19 protein-coding genes are annotated in these 24,046 nt (G+C 49.8%); 9 read left to right on the top strand and 10 right to left on the bottom strand.

Going from position 1 to position 24,046, the window contains the following annotated elements; genetic code table 11:
* The first annotated feature begins 293 nt into the window (after nucleotides 1-293).
* A complete protein-coding gene (locus H6G00_RS17475; RefSeq protein ID WP_190797728.1) occupies nucleotides 294-1,814 on the top strand; it encodes a trypsin-like peptidase domain-containing protein in 1,521 nt (506 codons plus the stop codon).
* Here the strand turns inward: H6G00_RS17475 and H6G00_RS17470 are convergent.
* Both H6G00_RS17470 and H6G00_RS17465 read right to left on the bottom strand, forming a co-directional pair.
* Nucleotides 1,811-2,014 carry a chlorophyll a/b-binding protein gene (locus H6G00_RS17470; RefSeq protein WP_190797727.1) on the bottom strand — a complete coding sequence of 68 codons (204 nt, stop codon included), beginning with the start codon at nucleotides 2,012-2,014 and terminating at the stop codon, nucleotides 1,811-1,813. The genes H6G00_RS17475 and H6G00_RS17470 overlap by 4 nt on opposite strands.
* A gap of 80 nt (nucleotides 2,015-2,094) precedes the next feature.
* The gene (locus H6G00_RS17465) at nucleotides 2,095-3,108 is read right to left on the bottom strand and encodes a succinate dehydrogenase/fumarate reductase iron-sulfur subunit (protein WP_190641965.1); all 1,014 of its coding nucleotides are present in this window, start codon (nucleotides 3,106-3,108) and stop codon (nucleotides 2,095-2,097) included.
* Nucleotides 3,109-4,034: 926 nt separating this feature from the next.
* Between H6G00_RS17465 and H6G00_RS17460 the strand changes: the two genes are divergently transcribed.
* Entirely contained in the window at nucleotides 4,035-4,445 is a 411-nt protein-coding gene (locus H6G00_RS17460) for an AbrB family transcriptional regulator (protein WP_190641964.1), read from the top strand.
* A 248-nt stretch (nucleotides 4,446-4,693) separates the two neighbouring features.
* Nucleotides 4,694-5,539, top strand: a complete 846-nt coding sequence (locus H6G00_RS17455) for a CPBP family intramembrane glutamic endopeptidase (RefSeq protein WP_190797726.1) — start codon at nucleotides 4,694-4,696, stop codon at nucleotides 5,537-5,539.
* Here the strand turns inward: H6G00_RS17455 and cbiE are convergent.
* The 4 genes from cbiE to H6G00_RS17435 form a co-directional block, all read right to left on the bottom strand.
* Nucleotides 5,511-6,806, bottom strand: a complete 1,296-nt coding sequence (gene cbiE, locus H6G00_RS17450) for a precorrin-6y C5,15-methyltransferase (decarboxylating) subunit CbiE (RefSeq protein WP_190797725.1) — start codon at nucleotides 6,804-6,806, stop codon at nucleotides 5,511-5,513. The genes H6G00_RS17455 and cbiE overlap by 29 nt on opposite strands.
* Nucleotides 6,807-6,812: 6 nt before the next feature.
* The gene (locus H6G00_RS17445; RefSeq protein ID WP_190797724.1) at nucleotides 6,813-7,490 is read right to left on the bottom strand and encodes a response regulator transcription factor; all 678 of its coding nucleotides are present in this window, start codon (nucleotides 7,488-7,490) and stop codon (nucleotides 6,813-6,815) included.
* Nucleotides 7,491-8,090: 600 nt separating this feature from the next.
* Nucleotides 8,091-8,450 (bottom strand): carbon dioxide-concentrating mechanism protein CcmK, encoded by a 360-nt coding sequence (locus H6G00_RS17440; RefSeq protein WP_190641960.1) that lies wholly within the window; start codon nucleotides 8,448-8,450, stop codon nucleotides 8,091-8,093.
* A 119-nt stretch (nucleotides 8,451-8,569) separates the two neighbouring features.
* Nucleotides 8,570-8,878, bottom strand: a complete 309-nt coding sequence (locus H6G00_RS17435) for a BMC domain-containing protein (protein WP_190641959.1) — start codon at nucleotides 8,876-8,878, stop codon at nucleotides 8,570-8,572.
* Between the two features lie 170 nt (nucleotides 8,879-9,048).
* On the opposite strand from H6G00_RS17435, the gene carB reads away from it, so the two are divergent.
* On the top strand, nucleotides 9,049-12,381 hold the full coding sequence (gene carB, locus H6G00_RS17430; RefSeq protein ID WP_190797723.1) for a carbamoyl-phosphate synthase large subunit: 3,333 nt from the start codon (nucleotides 9,049-9,051) through the stop codon (nucleotides 12,379-12,381).
* A 133-nt stretch (nucleotides 12,382-12,514) separates the two neighbouring features.
* On the opposite strand, the gene H6G00_RS17425 is transcribed toward carB, so the two are convergent.
* Nucleotides 12,515-14,152, bottom strand: coding sequence for a peptide ligase PGM1-related protein (locus H6G00_RS17425; protein WP_190641957.1), 1,638 nt, complete (start codon nucleotides 14,150-14,152; stop codon nucleotides 12,515-12,517).
* A 735-nt stretch (nucleotides 14,153-14,887) separates the two neighbouring features.
* Here H6G00_RS17425 and dacB point away from each other — a divergent pair.
* From dacB to H6G00_RS17400, 5 genes are all read left to right on the top strand, one after another.
* Nucleotides 14,888-16,387 (top strand): D-alanyl-D-alanine carboxypeptidase/D-alanyl-D-alanine-endopeptidase, encoded by a 1,500-nt coding sequence (dacB, locus tag H6G00_RS17420; protein ID WP_190797731.1) that lies wholly within the window; start codon nucleotides 14,888-14,890, stop codon nucleotides 16,385-16,387.
* A 416-nt stretch (nucleotides 16,388-16,803) separates the two neighbouring features.
* Nucleotides 16,804-17,196 carry a BON domain-containing protein gene (locus H6G00_RS17415; protein WP_190641956.1) on the top strand — a complete coding sequence of 131 codons (393 nt, stop codon included), beginning with the start codon at nucleotides 16,804-16,806 and terminating at the stop codon, nucleotides 17,194-17,196.
* Nucleotides 17,197-17,349: 153 nt separating this feature from the next.
* Nucleotides 17,350-17,886: a DUF937 domain-containing protein gene (locus H6G00_RS17410; protein WP_190641955.1), complete on the top strand. Its 537-nt coding sequence runs from the start codon at nucleotides 17,350-17,352 to the stop codon at nucleotides 17,884-17,886.
* A gap of 41 nt (nucleotides 17,887-17,927) precedes the next feature.
* Nucleotides 17,928-19,049: a DNA topoisomerase IB gene (locus tag H6G00_RS17405; RefSeq protein ID WP_190797722.1), complete on the top strand. Its 1,122-nt coding sequence runs from the start codon at nucleotides 17,928-17,930 to the stop codon at nucleotides 19,047-19,049.
* Between the two features lie 153 nt (nucleotides 19,050-19,202).
* Complete coding sequence (locus H6G00_RS17400) at nucleotides 19,203-20,384, top strand: ferrochelatase (protein ID WP_277881903.1); 1,182 nt, start codon at nucleotides 19,203-19,205, stop codon at nucleotides 20,382-20,384.
* Nucleotides 20,385-20,510: 126 nt separating this feature from the next.
* Here the strand turns inward: H6G00_RS17400 and H6G00_RS17395 are convergent, their stop codons facing one another.
* From H6G00_RS17395 to H6G00_RS17385, 3 genes are all read right to left on the bottom strand, one after another.
* A complete protein-coding gene (locus tag H6G00_RS17395) occupies nucleotides 20,511-20,912 on the bottom strand; it encodes a fasciclin domain-containing protein (protein WP_190641953.1) in 402 nt (133 codons plus the stop codon).
* 110 nt (nucleotides 20,913-21,022) lie between these two features.
* Entirely contained in the window at nucleotides 21,023-22,330 is a 1,308-nt protein-coding gene (locus tag H6G00_RS17390; protein ID WP_190797721.1) for a CO2 hydration protein, read from the bottom strand.
* 159 nt (nucleotides 22,331-22,489) lie between these two features.
* The gene (locus H6G00_RS17385) at nucleotides 22,490-24,046 is read right to left on the bottom strand and encodes an NADH-quinone oxidoreductase subunit M (RefSeq protein ID WP_190797720.1); all 1,557 of its coding nucleotides are present in this window, start codon (nucleotides 24,044-24,046) and stop codon (nucleotides 22,490-22,492) included.

The following is a 24,046-nucleotide window of genomic DNA, read 5'->3' as shown; positions in this document are numbered from 1 at the left end:
CAGCAGGTGAAAGAGAGACTTGATGCTTTAACACCAGAAGTAATCTTCTCGATTGTAGGGCGACGGTCTATTTTAGATGCCTTATCTGTAGCTGAACTTTAGAGAATTGGTATTATTTAAATCTTCATTGCAACAGCGATAGCTGTCACACAAACCCTACCCAACCCTATCCCGGATAGCCAAAATAGAAGGATGAAGAAGGTATCGGATAAACGGAATCGGCGATCGCCATCAGGTATCTCCTGAATAGCTCTTTGAAATCTGTTCCCTAGCAGTTGCACCACAATTCCAGCATGAACATCAAACTCCTCAGCCGTGTAGCCACATCAGGAATCATCGCAGCAGGAACTGCCATTGGTCTCACCACCCTTGATGCATTTGTTCCGGTTGACCTGCTGAACGTTACTAATTTGGGTCAGCCCCGCTCCAACCAAGCGCTGGCTCAAGATGTGGAAGAAGATACCAACGTTCGGGTCTATGAAACGGCAAGTCCAGCGGTTGTTTCTGTAAATGCAGGAGACGGTTCAGGTAGTGGCAGCATCATTAGCCCGGACGGACTGATTCTGACCAATGCCCACGTTGTGGCAGGTAGCCGTACGGTGACAGTGCGTTTGTCGGACGGTAGAGAGGTTCAGGGCGATGTTATTGCGTTTGGGGAAGAGGGATTAGACTTAGCCGCAGTTCGGTTACGAGGACAGAGCAATTTGCCCTACTTAAGGTTGGCTAACTCTGGCTCTGTACGCGTTGGGCAAAGAGCCTTTGCGATCGGCAACCCCTTTGGACAGTTTCAAAATACTTTTACAGTGGGTATTGTCAGTCGAATTGACCAGGATCGGGGACTGCTTCAAACTGACGCAGCAATTAACCCCGGCAACTCTGGTGGACCACTCCTGAATAACCGAGGAGAATTGGTTGGAGTTAACACCTCCATTTTTACAACGGGTAGCACTGCGGGAAATATCGGCATTGGGTTTGCCATTTCAGTCGATCGCGTTCAACCATTCCTTACAGCAGTGCGAGAAGGAAGTGCCCCCACTGTTGCTCAAACCAACCGCCCACAAATTAATCGTCCGCCTGAGGCGATCGCAGTCAACGGTCCAATTGTTAGGGGTAATCTAGGCGACGGCAGCAACGTCTTACCAGTAGACAACAGCTACTTCAACCTTTACACCTTTGAAGGCAGAGCCGGACAGCAGATCGAAATCACAATGAGTAGCAACCAATTGGATGCTTACCTGATCTTGCTGGCGCCTGATGGTAGCGATCTGACTCAAGATGACGACAGTGCTGGCGGTACCAACGCTAGGCTAGCAACGACTTTGCCAGCTAACGGAACTTATACAATCCTGGCAAACTCCTATGCCGCAGGGGAATCAGGAGATTATGAATTGCGCGTAGCTTCGGCTGGGTCAACCCCTCAACCGCAAGCGGGGCAACCGCCTGCCCAAGGACAACAGCCTCGGCAGCAACAGCAACCCAACCCATCCGGCGTAATTTTGCAGGAGCAAGGGGTACTTAGCCCTGGTGGCCCAACGTTATCTGACAATAGCCTCTACCGCGAACATGTTTTTCGCGCAACGCAGGGGCAGACGGTGACAGTCACGATGGAGAGTACAGAATTTGACACCTATCTGATCCTGGTGAACGAGCAGGGCGAACCACTCGAACAAAATGACGATCGGTGCCAGCAACAAACGCCAGAGTGCCGCAACTCTGAAATTAGAGTTACGCTACCCCAAACGGGTACCTATCGGGCGATCGCCAATGCCTACGATGCCAACGGTCAAGGGCGCTATACCCTCACAGTTCGCTAGCGTAGCCCCAGCCAGGTAAAGAAATCTTCGCGGGTAAGCAGCTCCAAAATCAGTAGCGCAAAGAACCCGATCATGGCAAATCGCCCATTGATCCGTTCAGCATAGGGTGTCCAGCCGAAGCCAAGCTCAGGCTGGACAGCCGTTTCGGCTGTGGAATCTGGAGTAACTTCGGGTGTGGGTGTGATTTTTTCAGAAGTCATAGGAATTGAGTCATTCAGAATAGGAATTTTAAGCATTTGCAAGAAATGCTAATCCACTAAAGGATTCTAAAGGGCTGTTGCTAGTTTGACTGCGACTCCAGATTTTGCACAGATTCGATTAGCGATCGCACCTCTGCTGCCCCTTCAGATGGCTCAAATTCTAAAGGAAACTTTCCTCGAACTAGCATCCGCAAGCCCAAAGGACCAAGGCTAGCTAAACCTCGCAAGTCCCTAAACGAATCACCAACTACTTTTAGTCCAAACTGGCGCTCGTCAATCCAGCCGCCCTGCTTCACCAAATCAATCAAAACCTTGCGGTGCCGCACCGAACGGCTACTGCGCTCATCCTTGCGGTCTAAAATTTCCTGTTTGATTTTGCCAATCTGATCCATTGGCGCAACGTCCATCGGGCAAACCGCATTGCAGTAATAGCAGCGTGTACAGCCCCACACTCCATGAGTACCCTGGTTGTAGTTTTCTAGCCGAGCTTCCGTCTGGTCGTCTCTAGAATCAGCTACCATTCGAGCCGCTTTTGCCAGCGCATGAGGTCCAACAAAATCTGCATTCACCTCACGCGCATTACATTCTGAATAGCAGGCTCCACAGAGAATGCAGTTGCCGTTTTGATTCAGGCGATCGCGCTCTTCTGGGGTTTGCAAAAACTCACGTTCTGGAACCTGTCGCGCCTTAGTGCTGACATACGGCTCAACCGCCTCGAGGTTATCCCAGAAGCTCTGCATATCCACTACCAAATCTTTGATCACAGGCATATTTCCCATGGGGGCAACCGTGATTGTTGGAAGTTCAGACCCATGATTCGAAGTTGCAGACGCTTGGATTTGTTGCAACCGAGCAATTTCGCTACCAATATTTTCCTTACAGGCTAGGGCAGACCGACCGTTAATTCGCATTCCACAACTGCCGCAAATTGTGTTGCGACAGTTCTTCCGAAACGCCAAAGTACCGTCCTGTTCCCACTTAATTCGATTCAGACAATCTAAAACCGTATTGCCAGGTTCAACTTCTAATTCGTAAGTTTGGATTCGTGGAGTGCCGTCTAACTCCTGCCGAACCACTTTAAACAAAACTTGCATAGTCAAAGCAAATTCCAGACTATTGATACTCAGCACTGATGCAATCTTTTGTGGGGATCAGTCAGTGCTTCTATATCTATAGTCTAAGCCGAAACTCCTTGAAACTCCTTTGACAAGGAGAATAACTTCACCTAATGCGCGGCGGGATAATGAAAGAGAGCAGCCAAAAACGCCTTGACCACAACCTCCCACAATCGTTTCCTAAAGGATCACCCTTTCGTATTTATCACTACCAACCGCAAAATAACACCGATACAATCCAACTTAGGTAGCGGGATCAGGGTAAGGATTGTGAGTGTCTAGGGAAAGATTGCGCTACTTACAATCACTGCTTATTTAGAACTAACCCCTACGCAATTTCTAAGTCCGATGGTTTGTGAAATCACGTCATTGGAGAGCGAATGCCTTGATAAACTTCCTAGGATTGCTACCAGCATGAGGGGAAGTAAATGAGTACAACATCTAGTCTTTACATGGCTTTTTTGCTTTTTGGAGTTGACAGTTCTCAGCAATCATGTATCGACTTTCAATCGCTCTTAGGATTCAAATCAACTATCTGATCTACTTCTGATATTGATTAACCTCCAAATTTTGCCCCATGGATTTTGACATACAGATCTCTATGGCTGAGATTAGGAAGATTGGCAATAAGTACCTTAGCTTAATTAGCAATGCACACTGCTAAGAAACGCGATGAAAACTCCAACTTAGCAATACAGGGTTAAGTCAATCCCGATACTCCTAAATTAAGCTTTCAGATTTTGCATAGGCTTTAAGCAGAGCATGATGTTTAACTAGTCTATTGTTTAGGTTCTTCAGTAAATTCTTGTCATATCAGTGACCTTTAGGGCTATATTTTTATATAGAAAAGGTTGGCATTAGCTCTAATTTGCTATCTTGAAGTCTGAAAGGACACCTTAAAGAAGATGACTGAAACTGTAACGGCTCCTTTAACCGGAAAAGCGCTACTTCAAAAAGTAAAAGAACTTTCCCACTTGCCTCGTCGAGAAAAAGCGAGACGGTGCGGATACTATACAGTTGGCAAAAACAATCAGACCCGAGTTAATCTTGCAGATTTTTTTGAAGCCGTACTAGCAGCCAAAGGAACTCCTTTGAGTGCAGAGGGCACAAAAGATGGACGGGGTCGAGAACCAACCTATCGAGTCAGTGTTCATAAGAATGGGCAGATAGTTATTGGTGCAACTTACACCGAAAAAATGGGATTGAAGCCGGGTGATGAGTTTGAGATTAAGTTAGGCTACAAGCACATTCACCTCATTCAGATTGATAGTGATAGAAATGGTTCGATTGACCTGGATGAGGATGAAGATCTCTAAAAAGCGAATGCTTTGATCGTGGTTTGTCAAGACCAACTTTGGGCTGTAATCCTCTCAAGATAAATAAGTAGATAAGTAAGCTAATCATTAATACTTGGAGAAATTACCGTTCAAATCTAAATCTACGCATGACCGTTCACATCAGAAATATGCATGAAGGCTCATGCCGTTGAGCAATCTGTATCCAATTCGTCTTGTTTTGGTACACCCTTTCCCGACTTTTGCTCGAAAGTTCTAGGCTGTTCGGTATGAGCTTTGCAGTTTTGACTAAAGCCCCTGCGCTGTTAAAGATCTTCATTTTCTTTCTCACCTGGGCGATCGCTTGGCTACCCATTGCGATACCGCTGGCGATCGCACTTCACTGGCATCCTCCAAAACCCCTTGCCCCCTCGCAAAAACTGCCGCTGCTAGCCTCGCTTTACCTGCTAGCACCTGCAATTTTGTGGGGGGCAGCCCATTTAGAGGGGACATCATTCGCCGATTACGGCTTGTCCTGGAATCCATCGGTACTGAGTTCAGTAGGGTTAGGGTGGCTGCTGGGGGTATTGGGTTTAGCAATTCTATTTGTGGTTCAGCAAGCTCTGGGTTGGCTACGCTGGCAGCGCCCAATTCAAACTAAGGCGGAAGGCAGTCATGCTGCCACTGCTTTGCTTCAGCCATTGCTGCCGACTTTGCTCCTAGGATTGTGGGTGAGCGTTACAGAAGAGTTAATTTTTCGTGGGTTTCTGATTAACCAGCTCCAGCAGGACTACTCTGTCTGGGTGGCAGGGGCAATCGCCAGCCTAATTTTTGCGCTGCTGCATCTAGTTTGGGAGGGCAAAGAAAATATTCCTCAACTGCCAGGACTGTGGCTGATGGGAATGGTGCTGGTGTTGGCGCGATGGGTGGATGGTGGCAGTTTGGGCTTAGCCTGTGGACTTCATGCTGGATGGATTTGGGCGATCGCCAGCCTGGATGCAATGGGGGCGATCGCTTACACCGGAAGCGGTTCAACCTGGTTCACTGGATTAGGCGGAAAACCGCTAGCTGGAGTAATGGGCATTTTGTTTCTATTAGCCACAGGGGCTATTCTGTGGGAGTTTGGCTTAGCGTGAGCAGCGTCACCGGGTTGAGTGGCGTAAATCGGGTTAACGATCCCACTGGCACCGAGCGAGAAAGCTGCACCTGAAGCAAATGGTGCTGCCAGCGTTTGGATTGGGGAAGCTGATCCCGCCATAGCAAAGCCGTAGTGAGACGTTCTAGCGTCGCCAGAGCAAGCACCAGAATGCCTTTGGGGGCTATCCGTTGGGCGCAAAGATCAAGAATTTCGCTCAGGTTGCCGCCACTGCCGCCAATAAAGATACGGTCTGGGTTCGGCAAGCTTTGCAGTGCATCCGGGGCGCTGCCGTGAATTGAAGTAATGTTTTTCACCTGAAAGCGATCGCAATTCTGCTGAATCAGGGCAGTTCCAGCGGCGGTTTGCTCAATTGCGTAGATCTGCGACTGCGGAAACAGGCGGGCAATCTCGATGGAGACAGAGCCCGTGCCTGCGCCAATGTCCCAGACTACCTGCCCAGGTTGCAGTGCCAGTTCGCCCAAAACCAGCAGCCGAATTTCACGCTTAGTCATCAATCCAGGGCGATCGCCAAAGCTGAAAAAACTCTGATCGGGCAGTCCCAAGGCAGGTAACTGTTCCAAAGTTAGAGCTTTCTGTCGATCGGTGCGGAGCAGCACAACTACATTCAGGGGCGCAAAATCCTTCTCAGCTAACTCGTTTGCGGGAAAGGTTTGAATGCGTTCCTCGTTGCCTCCCAGGTTTTCACACACCCAAATCTGATACTCGCTGGGCAAGTCCAGCGCTAATAGCAAACGGGCGATCGCCCCAGGCGTATTCTTAGGGTCGGTTAGCACAGCAATTTTGTCTTTGCCCTGCTGCAATGCCTGGGTGAGTTGCTCAAGCGATCGCCCATGCGCGCTGATCAATTCTGCGTCCTGCCAGGAAACTTTGACCCGACTAAAGGCAAGCTGCACGGAACTGAGATGCGGGTGAAAGGTAATTTGGTCGGGCGGCAGTTCTGCTAGCAGCAGGCGACCGAGCCCGAAGAAGAGGGGATCGCCGGAGACGAGGATGGCGATTGAGGGGCTAGGGGCTAGGGGCGGGGGGCTAGGGGGAGAAGAGGGGGAAGGGAGGAGGGTGCGGAGGGTTGCGATCGCCTGATGGAAGTCTCCCAGCATGAGACGCTGGGCGGGGTGGTGGGGGAAGTAGCTGAGGTGGCGATCGCTGCCGACTAGCAGGGTGGCTTGTTGGATCAGCTTTTGCACTGAGTCAGGGAGTCCTGCTGAGCCGTCTAGCCCGATGCCAATAACCTGAATAGGTGTCATGTCGAATTACACTAACCCCGATCGCAATGCGGCAACCGCTGCCTTGATCCGGTCATCTACAGCTAGCTTATTCATGATGGTGCGAACGTGAGCTTTGACGGTACTGAGACTGAGATAAAGCTCACCTGCAATTTCAGGATTGCTTTTGCCGTCTACAATCAGCCGCAATACTTCAATTTCTCGCTCTGAAAACTGGGCATTGCTCACCGTAGGCGGAGCGGGCTTGAGATATTCAACCACATGATGGGCAATTTGCGGATCGAGATAGGCTCCACCTTCACGGGCACAGGCGATCGCCACCTTGAGCTGGTCTAAACTCGTACCCTTCACAAAATAGGCATCTGCCCCACTGGAAAGGGCAGCAATCATTTCGGTGTCATCTGTGTGAGAAGTAAACATGACGATTCGCATCTCAGGCAACTTTGCTTTAATTTGCTGAGTTGCTGCAATGCCGTCCAGATAAGGCAATCCAATATCCATCAGCACCAGATCGGGGTTGAGCTTAAATGCAGCCTCCACCGCTCGATAGCCATCTTCTGCCTGACCCACCACCGTGAACTGAGGGCAATCCTCCAAAAACTGCTCCATTCCTAGCCGCATCACCGGATCATCCTCAACCAGCAAAATCTTTAACGGCTGCAGATCGGGAACCGACTTCCCGGAAACGTTTTGGGCAGGAGGCATAGGTGAAGCTCCTCAAAGAACAGGCGTAGCACTCATTCAAATTCTTCCAGTTTTAGCAGAAGAAGGTAGAAGCCAGAGTCCTACTAGTAGGCGATTTTAACCTGCATCAAAATTATGCTCAAGAAGACGCACCTCCCCACCCTGGTGATGAGAACCTCGTCGTTTAGGATAGGGCGATCGCCATTTCAAGTGAGAATCATCTCACTGAGAACTGCATCATTCCAACTTGGAGTGAGAATCACCTCACTTTAAGTTGCACCATTGTCATTTCAAGTAGGAATGATGTCACTTGAAACTACATCATTGTCACTTCAGATGAGAATGGTGTCCCTTAAAACTGCATCATTGCCGTTTCAAATAGGAATAATGTCCCTTGAAACTGCATTACTCCTACTTCAAATAAGAATTGCGTTGTCCGGGGACACAACTTAGCCCTATCAATGCAGCTATTAGCCGGTAAGCTGGGCAAAGCAGATGTGTAAACCAACAGAATTTAGGGGAATGTTGGGTTTCCGCTTTGCTGCACCCAACCTACTGAGATGGCAGGCTTAGTTTGCTGGGTTAGGAGTTTTGCAGTGACGCAGAGTCAGCAATTTCTATCTACTGAGCTCTGAGTCCTCCGTTACCAGGAAGTCGTCTGGGTTGCTCAACCGAGTCGCGGAATTGCTCAACCGCTTCGGTGTAGGCGATCGGCAACACCCCTTCTACGTTTTCGTGGGGACGGGGAATAATCACCCAGGATTCTAACGTGCCGCCATAGCACTGCTCCGCAGCTACGATGCCCGCATCCATTGCGGCTTTGACTTCAGAGACATCTCCGCGAATATTAATCGTAAACCGAGCGCTACCTGCTCGTAGGTAGCCGACTAGCGTGACCCGCCCTGCTTTCACCATTGCGTCTGCCGCTGCAAGCACCGCCGGAAAGCCTTTTGTTTCTAGTGACCCAACCGCAACTGGCATCGCTGATCCCTTCCTCGTAAATACGTAAATGAATGACTGTAATTCAAGATTAATTGTACGAGCCTTCGCTCTGAAATTGCTGAGGTAAAGCGATCAGTTTCCAGCTTTGCCTGGACGGGCTAAACGCGGAATTGTTCGACTTCATCCGTAAAAGCGATCGGCAAAACGGACTCAATGTTTTCGGGTGGATTTGGCACAATGTAGTGCGAAAGGACAAGACCATCCTTAACCTTATTTCCAGCTTCAACCCCAGCGGCGATCGCAGGCTTCACCTCAGAAACGCTGCCTCGAATTGCCACAATAAACTGTGCCCGTTCAGCCAAACCATAATAAACCAGCGTTACCCGCGCCGCCTTGACCATTGCATCGGCTGCCGCTAGCACTGCCGGAAACCCATCTGTTTGAATCACGCCGACCGCCATTGGCATGGTTTCAGCCTCCTCGAAAGCTTGCGACCCCGATAATAGCAGAGATCTAGATGTTGCAGTCCTACTTTTTTGGCAAAGCTAAGAAACTTGAATCAGATGATTCAAAACGATTTAGTTGAAAACCTCTACAATAGGTGGGATTTACCAGCCATGACCTTTCTGGTGCCCCTATGCCACGCCGTAACGACTTACACAAGATTCTATTGATTGGCTCTGGCCCGATTGTGATTGGGCAAGCCTGCGAATTTGATTATTCTGGAACTCAAGCCTGTAAAGCCTTAAGAGATGAGGGCTACGAAGTTGTGCTGGTAAATTCAAACCCAGCCACGATCATGACTGACCCAGAGACGGCTAACCGAACTTACATTGAGCCGCTCACGCCAGATCTGTTAGAAAAGGTGATTGCCCGAGAGCGTCCTGATGCACTGCTGCCGACGATGGGCGGACAAACGGCGCTCAACTTGGCAGTGACGCTGGCAAAAACTGGAGTCCTAGACAAATATAAGGTTGAGCTAATCGGTGCAAAGCTGCCTGCGATCGAGATGGCAGAAGACCGCAAGCTGTTTAAGGAAGCAATGGGGCGGATCGGGGTTGCGGTCTGTCCGTCTGGGTTGGCAGAGACGATGGCTGAAGCAAAGGCGATCGCCCTTGAAATCGGCACCTACCCCTTAATCATTCGTCCCGCTTTTACGATGGGTGGCTCCGGTGGCGGTATTGCCTACAACCAAGAAGAATTTGAGGAGATTTCTCAGTCTGGTCTGGATGCCAGTCCCGTTTCCCAAATTCTGATTGAGCAGTCGCTTTTGGGCTGGAAGGAATATGAATTAGAGGTGATGCGCGACTTGGCAGATAACGTCGTGATCATTTGCTCGATCGAAAACCTTGACCCGATGGGCATTCACACGGGTGACTCGATTACCGTTGCCCCGGCTCAAACCCTGACCGACAAGGAATATCAGCGATTGCGGGATGCCTCAATCAAGATCATTCGGGAGATCGGCGTTGAAACGGGTGGCTCCAACATTCAGTTTGCGGTGAATCCGGTCACGGGTGAAGTGATCGTGATTGAGATGAACCCGCGAGTATCCCGCAGTTCTGCCCTTGCCTCGAAGGCAACCGGATTCCCAATTGCCAAAATTGCAGCAAAGCTGGCAGTGGGCTACTCACTAGACGAAATTCCAAATGACATTACCCGTAAAACGCCTGCTAGCTTTGAGCCGACGATTGATTACGTGGTCACCAAAATTCCTCGCTTTGCCTTTGAAAAATTCCCTGGCTCCAATCCGGTCTTGACGACGCAGATGAAGTCGGTGGGTGAAGCAATGGCGATCGGTCGCACCTTCCAGGAATCGTTTCAAAAGGCGCTGCGATCGCTCGAAACAGGTCGGGCAGGCTGGGGCTGCGATCGCGCCGAAAAACTGCCCAGCCTGGAGCAAATCCGCGCCGGACTGCGTACCCCCAACCCTGAACGGATTTTCATTGTGCGCCATGCAATGCTGATGGGCATGGGCGCTGAGGAAATCTACGAGCTAACCTGCATTGATCCCTGGTTCTTAACCAAGCTCCAAGAACTGCTGGAAACGGAGAAGTTTTTGAAGCGATCGCCCTTAAAAGACCTGACTAAAGACCAGCTTTATGCCGTTAAACAACAGGGCTTTAGCGATCGCCAAATTGCCTACGCAACTAAAACCACTGAGGATGAAGTGCGTAGCTATCGTCAGCAGCTTGGCGTGATCCCCGTTTATAAGACAGTGGATACCTGTGCCGCCGAATTTGAGGCGCTCACGCCCTACTACTACTCCACCTATGAGAGTAGCTTTGAGGCGCTGACGCTAGACGAAGCGCTAGCCAATCAGCTTAAAACCCATAACACTACGCTCAACACCGAGTCAGAAGTGCTGCCCTCTGATCGGCGCAAGGTGATGATCTTGGGCGGCGGTCCGAACCGCATTGGTCAAGGAATTGAGTTTGACTATTGCTGCTGTCATGCCTCCTACGCCCTGCGTGCCAAAGGGTTTGAAACCATCATGGTGAATTCCAACCCGGAAACCGTTTCGACCGACTATGACACGAGCGATCGCCTCTACTTTGAGCCACTGACCAAAGAGGATGTCCTTAATATCATTGAAGCCGAGCATCCTGAAAGCGTAATCATTCAGTTTGGCGGACAAACGCCGCTGAAACTGGCAGTTCCGTTACAGAGCTACCTGGAATCGACTGACGCAGAATCGATAGAAGGGAAGCCATCTGTTCCCACAAAAATTTGGGGTACTTCCCCTGACTCGATCGACACAGCAGAAGACCGCGAACGATTTGAGAAAATTTTGCGCGAACTGGGTATTGAGCAACCCCCTAACGGACTTGCCCGCAGCTACGAAGAAGCGGTACGCATTGCTCAGCAAATCAACTACCCGGTTGTCGTGCGTCCTAGCTATGTGTTGGGCGGACGGGCAATGGAAATTGTCTACTCTGATGCTGACCTGGAACGCTACATGACCTATGCGGTTCAGGTTGAGCCAGATCACCCCATTTTGATTGACCGATTTTTAGAAAACGCGATCGAAGTGGATGTGGATGCGATCGCTGACCAAACCGGACAGGTCGTGATCGGCGGCGTGATGGAGCACATCGAGCAAGCAGGGATTCACTCTGGCGACTCTGCCTGCTCTATTCCTACAATCTCACTCCACCCCGTTGCCCTGGATACCATTCGCACCTGGACAGTGCAGCTTGCCAAAGCCCTCAAGGTAATTGGCTTAATGAACATTCAGTTTGCCGTGCAGGGCGAACAGGTTTACATCCTGGAAGCAAATCCCCGCGCCTCTCGCACCGTTCCCTTTGTCTCAAAGGCGATCGGTGTACCCCTGGCCAAAATTGCGGTGCAGGTGATGTCAGGCGAAACTCTGGAGTCTTTGGGCTTTACGGAGGAAGTAATTCCCCAACACATTTCAGTCAAAGAAGCAGTGCTGCCGTTTGAGAAATTCCCTGGCACCGACACCATTCTTGGTCCAGAAATGCGATCGACAGGAGAAGTTATGGGCATCGACACTGACTTTGGCAAAGCCTTTGCCAAAGCTGAACTCGGTGCAGGTCAACGCCTTCCCCTCAGCGGCACCGTCTTTGTCTCAATGAACGATCGCGACAAAACTGCGGCTGTGCCCGTTGTCCGCGATCTGATGGAACTCGGCTTAGAAGTGGTCGCTACCGCAGGCACCCGGCAAACCTTGCAGGAACACGGACTGGACGTAGAGCTAGTGCTAAAGCTGCACGAAGGTCGCCCCCATGTGCTGGACTGGATCAAGAACCAGAAAATTCAGCTGATTCTCAATACGCCCGCGGGGGAAGCTGCTCAGTTGGACGATCGCCTGATCCGTCGAACTGCTCTGTCCTACAAAATTCCTACGATTACCACGATTGCTGGAGCGAAAGCGACTGCTTCGGCAATTCGCTCTCTTCAGTCTCAACCCCTGGACGTAAAGGCGCTTCAGGACTACAGCGCTTGAGGACTATTTGAGAAATCACAAATGTCTTGTAAGGGCGTAGCATTCGGGCAAGAATCTCTGATTTATTTCAGAGACTACTTACCGAATGCTACGCCCCTACGGGATCTAGGGTTTTAGATTGAACTTTGCACTCTTATCCCTCTCCTCGTCCGTTCCATTGGATTGGCAGCATGGGGGTTGAAGGATGACTAGAATAGCTATTTTGCTCTGTAGTTTCTGAGTCGAGGACTTGAATTACCCGATTGTAGATTTCCTCAGCTTGTTGGGGCGAGTTGCCGATGCTGGTCAGTCCCACTTTGCCGAACTCTGACAAGCAGCCCATCAGGTGAAAAACGGTGCCTGTCTCGGTAATGCTGTTAAAGTGCAGACGATGGTGGGCAATGATGTCCATCAGGTCGCTGGGCAATAGCCCGCGATAGCGGTCTTTTTGCAGGTTGTCAGTAGCAATGTAGTATTTAGGCACACCCTGCTGATTGTAAAACTGCCCCGTGGGGCGATCGTAACGCCCGTTAGTCAACAGTTTTAGCGTCATAAACGGATGGGTAGTGCCACCTTTTCGCAGGTTGATTTCGATCGCTTGAAATTCCCACTGTTCGCCCGGAGCGGCACCGTCGCCAGCCCGTCGCACGGCAATAAAGTCTACACTGTAGCGCTCTAAAGCTCCCCGTGCTGCCAGGGCTTTGCCGACTTTCCAGCCCCATTCCTGCAAACGCAACCGATAGGATTCATCAGCGGGGAAGCTGCATCCCAGGAAAATTTGTCCGTCTGGGCCGCCCAAGATCTGATCATGAGTAGAGAGGATTTCAACTTCGCCGCCAGGCGTGATACGTCCTTGAACGCTGGGCGATCGCTTTTCCTCACCCTCGATAAAGGCTTCAGCGATCGCCCCCAATTCTGGAATGCGACTGCTAAAGTTATCCCAAGTTTCAGTGTCCGATTGGAAGCTGAGCGACTCAAAGCGATCGCGTATTTCCTGAACCCGTTCTGCAGTCGAGGCATTTCCGGGGGCAAGGTGCTGAATCGGTCTGAGGTCAAGCAGTGCATTCCCCTGCCCTGAAAAGCCTTCGTTTAGCTTGATGACCATTCGCTTTAGGTCAGGCTGTCGTTCCCAAAGTTCGACCGCTACTTTTGCTAAGTCTGCCGGGTTCCAGACCAAATCACTCCCATCAGGATGCGGCACCTCAGCTTCGGCAAAAATTTCTCGACTGCCGCTCTTGGTGCCCCAGTAGAGCAGACTTGGATCAAGCCCTAGCAGCGGTATATTTAGCTGTAAAGCCAGATCCCGTTCTAGCGTCGTGGCATTAAAACAAGTCATATAGGACCGCTCTGCACGAATGGCCTGCCGAATTCGCTCGACTAACCGGGGGCGCTCTAAAATCTTTTCGGTCAAAGAGCGGGGGGATGAATCGTAGGCGCACAGAAGGAGGAGGCGATCGCGGGCTTGGGAAAACGGCACCCCTGGCAAAAGCTGGAGGTAGTACTCAATCACACTGGGGTGAATCGGCTGTGAGGTGACGTAGATCAGCCGAGTGCAAGGATTTTGCAGTCGAATCAGAGAAAACAGCAGACGTTCTTCATAGTGATGCACTCCCTTGATCTTGAGAAGCTCCCGCTGATCCAGGCTGAGCGAGGGAATCACCAAAATATCGCAGTCGTTATGGTCGAACTGCTCTACGGCTTGCCAGCGATCGCGTAGCTGAAGCTGAAGCTGCCGAAACTGCTCCAGGTCTTCGCTATACATTGTCGTCGAAGGAATAGTTAAACTTTGCATGACTCCCCCGCCTAGTTGCACAGATTGAAATGAGATTCGAGCTATGAGCGATTCTATCCAGGTATTGTGTTGAATATATCCCTGTCCTGCGGTAGAAATATCCAGGACGGCACCCTACTTCTCAACGGGGATCAACAGTTCGGCAGAGATCAAACTAACGCCAAAAGGTTGCTCAAGTTCCCTTAACCCAAGGCTTAAAACTTTCTCTTTCGTTTGGCAGAGAAGGTTGAAAGCAACCTATACGACGCAAAAGATTAATAGTAACTATACGTAAGTCTTGACATCTCCTACACTGATCATGACTCATCCTTAGGGTTTCTAGGGAATCTAGAAAAAAGTCTTATTGCATTTGCTCGTTTCTGGTTTTGCGCTTATTTACACAGCAGAGTTTGTTACTTTTCTGGGAATCACAGACTCTTTTTGAAATTCCCTACTGTCTAAATACTCTTTGGCGTTGCTTAATTTTGTGGAAGTTTGGAATGAATCAAAAATACGGCGTGTTAGTAGGAAACTGCTGTATTCCGTACTGCACAATTGCAATGGAGTCAGATTGCCTCCTGTAAGAGGATGTTTGAAAAGTCTAATCTGTAACCAAAAGTTTGTAGGGGCGTGGCATTTGGGCAAGAATTTTCGGTCTATTTTAGAGTCTATCTGCCGAATGCTGCGCCCTTACAGAGGACATTTGCTACTTTTCAAATACCCTCTAAGTTCTGTGTAGAAGAAGTTGGGATTGTGATGTTTATAAGAGGGCTTTTTCGGGTTGGGTTGGGACTAGTAGCGATCGCCATTCCACTTAGCATCGCTTCGGTTAGAGCACAGACTGCTGCTCAAATCCCCGTTCCTGTAGCTCAAGCAAACTCTGAGACGAGTTCAGAAATCTGTCCGACTCAGTTGGCAGATGAGTTGCAGGCGATCGCCAACCGTCCCGAACTTCAACGCTCACGTTGGGGCATCTCCATTCAGACCCTAGCAACAGGTGAAACGCTGTATGAGCAAGAGGCGCAGCGCTACTTCATTCCAGCCTCTACAGCCAAACTGTTGACGACTGCTGCGGCGCTACATCAATTGGGTAGCTCCTTTCAAATTCGCACTTCCGTGTATCAAGCAAACGATCCTGACGAGATGGTTTTGCGAGTTGTGGGACAGGGAGATCCTAGCTTCACAGATGCAGAACTGCGGCAACTGGCGCAGCAAATTCGCGATCGCAACATCACTCACATCGATCGCCTGATTGGGGACGACCAGTACTTTCAAGACCCAATTCTTAACCCCAACTGGGAATGGGAAGACGTGCAGGCAGGTTACGGTGCTGGGGTTAATAGCCTGATTCTGAACTTGAATACGATCGCCCTCACCCTTTCACCTCAAGCAGTAGGACAACCCCTCCAGCTTTCCTGGAGCTACCCGGCAGAAGCCCTGCGCTGGCAGGTTGAAAACAATTCCATCACTACAGCAGCCGAAACGCCAGAATTTTTGCAGCTTGAGCGAGAGTTGAATCAGCCGAGTTTACGAATTTCAGGGCAGTTGCAGGTTGGGGGAGAGCCAGAAGTTGAAGCGATCGCCATTCCTGATCCTAGCCAGTATTTCTTGCGTCGCTTCCAGCAAATTCTAGCTGAAGCGGGAATTACGGTCGGACAAGTTGCAGTGGCGACAAGTCCCGCTAACGGAGATGAGCAAGCGATCGCCACCGTCACATCTGCTCCACTGTCGGAACTGTTGATTCAGGCAAATCGGGAGAGCGAGAATCTTTATGCCGAAGCGCTGTTGAGAATCTTAGGTGCGACTCCGGCAAACTCAACCGATTCCACGTCGGAAGCCGGAATTGCTACGGTTGAAACGACCTTAACCGAATTAGGCGTTGATCCTGAAAGTTACGTGCTGGCAGATGGATCGGGATTGTCTCGCCACAATTTGGTCAGTCCAGAGGCGCTGGTGCAAACTTTAAGGGCAATCGCTCAATCCGCCGAAGCAGAGGTTTATCGAGAATCATTGGCGATCGCTGGGGTCAATGGCACTCTGCAAAACCGCTTTCGAGAAACTCTTATTCAGGGTAGGCTGTTTGGCAAAACCGGAACGGCAAGCGGCATTGTCACTTTATCGGGCTATCTCGAATTGCCTGATTATCAACCATTAGTTTTCAGCATCTTGGTGAATCAGTCTGACCAGCCCGTGCGAATCATTCGACAGGCGATCGATGAAATGGTGCTGAAGCTAGCTCAGCTTCGTTCCTGCTAAAAGAATTACCTCACTAGATAGAGTTGCTATTCAAACAAATCAAACTGTTGACGTACTTCCATTTCTACTTAAAAAAAGGCTGCCAAAGTAGAACTTCCTAGATAAACAACTGTAGGGATATGTAGACGTAAAATACTTTGCCTTACAACAGGGGTTAGACGCTAGAACTCCCTACTCATAGAGGTTTTAGCTGCTGATCTAGTCTCTTTTGCGAAAATTGAAATAGCTAAATTCATCCGCAAAAATATAGATAATTTCTCCTTTAATCCTTCATCAAAAAATTAAGAGTTTCACTAATTCTTGCTAAATCTGATTTCTTCTTTCTACTAACCCTAAGAATGATGTTGTGCCACTAGAAAACTTCCTAACATAGCTGACAAAGCCAAATAACTTAACGAAGAACGAAGGAGTTTTTTATGGGTTGGTTACAAAGACTGTTTGGTAAAGAAGAGCAAGAGAAAAAGCAAAGAGCCCACGGTGGACAGGGCAACAGAGCCGCTCAAAGCGGTGGTGGTGTTGCTCAGGCACCCGCTACAACTCGGCAATCCAGCACACAGTCCATTCCGCCAGAGCGGGTCGGTTTGGATGGACAGTATGACGAAAGCGGCTTAGCTAAGCGAGTCGCGGCGGCGTTTGATGATGATCCTTCTCTAGATGACATCGACACTCTTTATGTCGCCCAGACTGGCGGCACTGTTGTCCTGAAAGGTAAAGCGCCCAGCCAACAAATTTTGAGCAAGATGGCAACGGTTGCCAAAGGCGTTCGTGGAGCTAGTGCAGTTGATACCAGTCAAGTCACGATTGGCTAGTTTTATTTCCGATTACCTAAGTAAAGGCAATCACGACTTTTAGTGGGGTAGAGCAGGGGAGAGGGTACGAATTTGGTAAATTGCCGAATTATGCCCTCATCCCCACTTTTTCACCTCAAGCAGACTAAGTTGAGTTTTGAGATTGGAAGATTTATGGGACTTTTTGATCAGGTACTTGGAGCAATCGACAATCCAAATCAGCATGCTAGCTCCAACCAAATTAGCAGCATTTTAGGTGCAGTTCAGCAATTGTCGGGCGATCGCAACGTACCTCCCTCGACTACCCAAACTGTTTTATCCATTGTCGGTCGTCATGTTCGCTCTGCCTTGCAGCAAAAGCGCTCTGCTGGACACAGCGATGAGGCAGAAACGCTAGTCGAACAGTTTAGCGGTACTCATGCTAATTCCGCTGCGGTTCAGTCGCTTTTTGACCGACAGCAGGAAGAAGAAACAGTACGGGATACTGCTAGGCAAACCGGACTGGACATGAACACCGTTCGAGCCATGCTGCCGATACTAATTCCGATTGTGTTGAATTTACTGCAATCCGGAGCCAGCAACCAAAGAACTCAGAACAGACGCGGTTCCAACTCGGTACTGGACACGTTTTTGGGTGGGCAGGATGGACAAGTTGATATCGGGGATGCGGTCGCACTGGCGAGCCAGTTTCTCAACCAGCGATCGCGTTAAGCGCTTTTAGGCAAAATTCCAGAGTGGGTCTGGTTACGACAATGCAAGCAAAGACGGCTAAGGTTCAAAAGAAAACAATTCACAAGCAGCTAGAGGCCGTGCTGGTTACAGACCCAGTCAAGTCTGCAAAAGTGGCGGGTCTGCGTTACGTTTGTGACGATAGTCCAGGAATTCGGCGCAAACGGTCCGGCAAAGGCTTTAGCTATGTCGACGTGAATGGCGATCGCGTCCAGGATGCGGTGGTGCTAGAGCGAATCAAAGCCTTAGCCGTTCCCCCAGCTCTCACAGATGTGTGGATTTGCCCCTTGGATAACGGTCACCTTCAGGCGACCGGACGCGATGCCAAAGGACGCAAGCAATATCGCTATCATGCCGACTGGCAAAAAATTAGAAGCCAGACCAAATTCAATCGAATGATTCCTTTTGGTCTGGCTTTGCCATTGATTCGACAAATCACCGAAGAGCATTCCAAACTGCGAGGAGTACCCCGTGAGAAGGTCTTAGCAGCAGTTGTACAACTGCTAGGAGCGACTTTCATTCGGATTGGTAATCCTGAGTACGCGGAAAAAAACAAGTCCTTTGGCTTAACTACCCTGCGAAATCGCCACGTTGAAGTCTCAGGATCTACGATTCGGTTTCACTTTCGCGGTAAGAGCGGAGTTGAGCATGAGATTGAATTAAATGATCGCCGTCTCGCCAAGATTGTCAAAAGCTGCCGTGAGCTTCCTGGATACGAGCTATTTCAGTACATCGATGAAGAAGGACAGCGACAAAAAGTTAGCTCCGAAGATGTCAACGACTACCTGAGGGAAATTACAGGCGAAGAGTTTAGCGCTAAAGACTTTCGCACTTGGGCAGGTACCGTTTTAACGGCAATGGAGCTAAGCGAGATTGGATCCTTTGAATCAAAAACTGCTGCCAATCGAAATATTGTTCAGGCAGTCAAGGCAGTTGCAAAGCAACTTGGCAACAGACCTGCAACCTGCCGCAAATACTACGTTCACCCTGGCGTGATTGATGCTTACCTGGAAGGTTGGCTGCTGCCAATTACGGAGAAATCCCAAACCATAGAGCAGGCTAACCCGAACGATCTCCGTCCGGAAGAACAGGCGGTATTAGAAGTTTTAGAGCAAAATTTTGCAAATACAGGTGGTAAGAAGTAACTATCCCATGCCCAGTGGGGGGATGTTACTCTAAGGGAGATACCTGCTCAGGCAGTAGGGTTTCCTGAGGTGATCTGCACCAGATGGTCACTTCAATCAAAAAAACAGAATTTATCAAACGAGGTGCAAAGAGTGGTTGCTACTCCTGAAAAATTGCAACAGTCTGAAGAAATTCAACAGCCAATCTTAGAGCAAGCTGCCGGTGGCGATCGGGTAGCTGTTTTGCTCATGGGTTACGGCGAAGTCGAAAGTTACGAAGATTTTGCTAATTACAACGAACAGGCGCTAAATCTGCTCACCGCTAAGTTTGCGCCCGTGCCAACCTGGATCTATCCTCCGTTGGCAAAGCTGCTGGCTGTGTTTGATCTGCACGAATGGAGCCACCAGCACGATCACTTCATTTCACCTCACAATGCCATTTTTGAACAGCAGCGGGCAGGCATCGAGCAGAATTTGCAGGCAAAATGGGGCGATCGCATCCAAGTTTTCAAAGCCTTCAACTTCTGTGCTCCCTTCCTACCAGAACAGGTTTTGACCGAAATCAAAGCCCAAGGTTTTGACAAGCTTCTGATCTATCCGCTGCTGGTCGTGGATTCTATCTTCACCAGTGGTATTGCTGTTGAGCAAGTCAACAAAGCGTTAGTGCAACTGGCAGATGGCACAGAGCATTGGGTCAAGGGAACCCGCTACATTCCCTCCTTCTACAACGAGCCTGCCTACATTGATTTGATGGCTAAGCTGGTTGAAGACAAGATCGCGAAGGACTTAGCAGTGGCTCATCTGCCTTCCCAGACAGGCATCGTGCTGATGAATCACGGTTGCCCCCATAAAGCAAAAGGCTTTACCTCTGGGATCGATGAGAGTCAGGCGCTTTACGAACGGGTACGGGAAAGGCTAATCCACCGCTATCCCTTGATTTCGGTAGGTTGGCTAAACCACCAAACTCCCCTAATCGAATGGACTCAGCCCAATGCAGATCTGGCTGCTAAGAACCTGATTGACTTGGGCGCAACGGCACTAGTGTTCATGCCGATTGGCTTCGCCACCGAAAACCATGAAACCTTGCTGGATGTAGATCACATCATTCACGGGTTGCGTCGTAAGCATCCTGAAGTCACCTATGTGCAAATGGCTTGCGTCAACGACCATCCTGAATTCCTGCAAATGGCAGCAGATTGGGCAGATCCCCAAATCGAAGCGTTGCTTTCAGAGCAAGCTTTGGCGGTGAATCCATCTTTGGCAGCAGCTCAAGCGCAGTCCTATCACACTCATAGCCATGATCACAACCATGATGGACATCATCACCATCATGACGATCACCACCATCATCACTAAGACTTTCTAAAGAAAGTAGTTTAGAAGCGATCGCCTCTCAAGGGGCGATCGCTTCTTCATTTTCGTACCATGCTTCGCTGGGAACAAGAAAAATAAGGGGCAATGAGGGAAAGGCGATCGCCCTCTTTACCCCATCAAAATTACCCGATCCAAAACGTGAATCACGCCGTTGTCTGCCTCGATATCTGCAGCTAAAACCGTTGCATTCTTCACCTCAAATCCATCAGCAGTGTTGATGGGAATGGTAGAACCTTCCACCGAGGTGAGTGAATTGACCTTCTCCAAATCCGCTTTCATCAGCTTGCCTGGAACGACATGAAACGTCAGAATTCTGGCGAGCTGAGGTGTGTTTTGTACCAGGGTTTGCACGGTTCCAGGTGGCAATTTGGCAAAGGCATCATCATTTGGCGCAAATACAGTAAACGGGCCAGGGCTTTTCAAAGTTTCTACCAAACCTGCCGCCTGAACTGCTGCAACCAAAGTTTGGAAAGAGCCTGCACCTACTGCAATATCAACAATGTCAGCCATTTTTACCTCTTATAAATTTGTTAATAGATTGCGTAGGATGCGCTAGCCGTAGCGTAACGCATCCTCCCCTGATGCCTCGGTGCGTTACGCTGTCGCTAACACCACCTTACTTATCGGTAGTCTGGATCTTGAATACTCCGCAGCCTTGCTTCGGGACGCTTGAAGCGATCGAGCTGTGATTCAAAAAATTCCCGATTTGCCTGGAGGTGCTTAGGATTGGGGTCATCCAGGGGATAAAGCAAAGCGGTTCTAAGCGCCTGAATTACGGCTGACGTGACGCAGTACATCGATCGCTGAAAGCTAATCCCCAGCTGAATCAGCATGTCGTCCTCGCCCCGGCAATACTGTTTGTAATAGTCCAGCAGGTATGGGGGCAAGAAGTGCAGCATATCCTGCATTAGCAGTGTCGGTGGAATGCCTGCGGTGCCAACGGGGAATACGTCAGCGTAGAGAATGCCGTAATGGAAATCCTTCTGGTCGTCAGGCACCTGTTTTGCTTGAGCGTTGTAGGATTTGGTACCCCGGAAGGGAGAAGTGCGGTAGAACACAGCTTCAACGTAGGGCAGTGCGGCTTCATACAGCCAGGTAAAGCCTTTGGACTTCGGAATGATTTCGTAGCATTCGCCTCGGATGTAGACGTGGTGGTAGATGGGGCGACCGGCGATCGCAAAAATTCCATTCACCAAAAAGTTCATTGCTTCTGGGACACTGGTGAGTTTGCCCTCGTCGTACAGGTCTGACATTTCGAAGAAGACGGGAGCCATCACTTCCCAAAACAGCCCTAGGTTGCTGTAGTAAGACATCTGCCGCACCTGTTCGATGAACATGTCGGGAAACATCTTGTAAATCCCCATCATCACCGGGTTGTATTTGAAATAGGCTTTGATGGCGCGATCGGCGTTGGCAATGTATTCTTCACTGTCAAGGTAGGGGTCGAAGCGATTGATCGGAGCGTACATGTTGCGATGCCAGAGCATCACCCGCATGCACTCTTCAGCAAACTCCATGTTGACGCGATCGTGCCACAGGTGGTGCAGCAGTTTAGGCAGCTTACGCTGGACTTCACCTTTTTCGATGAATTCCAGTAGTTCGGGGTGGGCAGTGGCTTCGCCGCGCCAGATGCGAAGGTCGGCATCGTCCCCAGCGTAATGATTATGCAGTTCTAAATATTCTTTGGGTAAAAAGTATTTGAAAAAGGGCAGCGGTTCGAGGAAGACGCGCTCGGCAATGTAAAGCAAGTCACGCCAGTAAAAGTCCATTGGCACGGCGTAGGCTTTGTAGATGCCGATGATTTGCTTCAGGTTTTCGGGGCTGTCAGGCAGCATTGCTTCGCCTGCTTCGAGCCGATGGATGATGTCGGCAAATTCGTGAGTAGAGGGGGGGAGTTTGGTTTTGGGGGTTTCGAGGGTGGTAGTCATGATTCGGGAGTAGGAATTTTCTTAAGAGGAGGGTTAGGAGTTAAGGGCTAGGGTATGAATTAAAACCTTCTTAGCCTGCAAATTTCCCATTCTGAACAACTTTCTAAACCTTTCAAAGTGCCCCAGAATGGGAGATTTAGGGGGCGAGATGCAGTTTACTCAAGGTTCCGGGCTGGGAATTGTTGCTACTGGTGCAAGTTCTTGATTGGCTGCGATGGAGCGATCGCCTTCAACTTTGCCCAGCACCCCATTCTCAATCGGAACGGCAGCTACCATCGCGTTGGTAGTCGGTTCGCTCCAGCGCACTAACCAGGTGGGTTGAACGCCCAGGAAGAAGATTAGGGCAGCAAGAATAAAGGCAGGGACTTTTTCGGAGAATTCAACTTTGGGAAAGTAGGCGATCGCATTGTCCAACTTTCCAAAACAGGTGCGGTTCAACAAAATCACAAAGTAAACAGCAGTTAAGCCTGTTCCCGCTACGCACAATAGCGTTTGTACAGGAAATGCAACGAAACTACCCTGAAAAACCAGGAACTCAGCAATAAACCCAGCCATTCCCGGAATACCTGCACTTGCCATTGCGCCTAGAACGAGCAGGGAACTGACGGTGGGCAAGCCACGAATCGGATTCATCAAACCATTCAGCACATCAAGCTCGCGAGTGCCAACTTTGGCTTCAATAATGCCGACCAGGTTAAACAGAATTGCCAGGATTAAACCGTGTGCCACCATTTGGGAAACAGCACCAACCAGGCTCAGTTCTGTAACAGCGGCACCACCTAGCAGGACGTAGCCCATGTGACCAATAGAACTGTAGGCAACCATGCGCTTGATATCCTTTTGGGCAATGGCGGCGATCGCTCCATACAGTACGCTCACTGCTGCCCAAGTTGCCATCCAGGGAGCTAGCACGCTCCAAGCATCAGGAAATAGCCCTAAGCCAAACCGGAAAATGCCGTAGGTGCCCAGTTTTGCTAACACGCCACCCAGCAAAATTGCGACAGGGGTAGACGCTTCAACGTAGGTGTCAGGGAGCCAGGTGTGCAGCGGCACCAATGGAATTTTGATGCCAAACCCGACCAGCAGCACACTCAGCAAAATCACCTGCAAGCCTAGCGGCAATGCCTGTCCTGCCAGGGATTCGTAGGCAAAGCTAGAAGCACCCGTTAGCAAAACCAGTCCGAGGAAACCCGCTAGAATCAGTGCACCAGAAGTAGCCGTGTAGATCAGGAATTTAGTCGCGGCATAACCCCGCTTCGCTCCTCCCCAAATCGAGATCAGCAAGTAGAAGGGAACTAGCTCCAGTTCATAAAACAGGAAGAATAGCAGCAGATTTTGAGCAAGGAATGCTCCAGCAACTCCGCCACTAATCAGCAGAATCAACGCATAAAACAGTCTCGGACGTTCAATTTCCGCTTTATTGCTAAATACAGCAATCCAAGTGAGCAGGCTATTGAGCGCCAGCAGAACGAGGGAAAGCCCGTCTACGCCAAGCTGATAGTTCAAACCTAATGTCTCGATCCAGGGCAGATATTCCTGCAATTGCAGCCCAGAGACGCTTGGGTCAAACTGGGTCATCAGAAAGATTGTCCAGGCTAAAACTGCGCCAGTAATGGCTAAAGTCCCGATGCGGACCTGTTTTGCGGAAAAGATGCCTGGCAGAAATCCGATGATGGCTGCCCCCAAAATAGGGAGCCAAATTAATACGCTAAGCAT

Source organism: Leptolyngbya sp. FACHB-541 (genome assembly GCF_014695875.1).
Lineage (GTDB): Bacteria > Cyanobacteriota > Cyanobacteriia > Elainellales > Elainellaceae > JAAUTN01.
The sequence above is the reverse complement of the archived record's forward strand: the minus strand, read 5'-3'. Positions and strand labels throughout refer to the sequence as shown.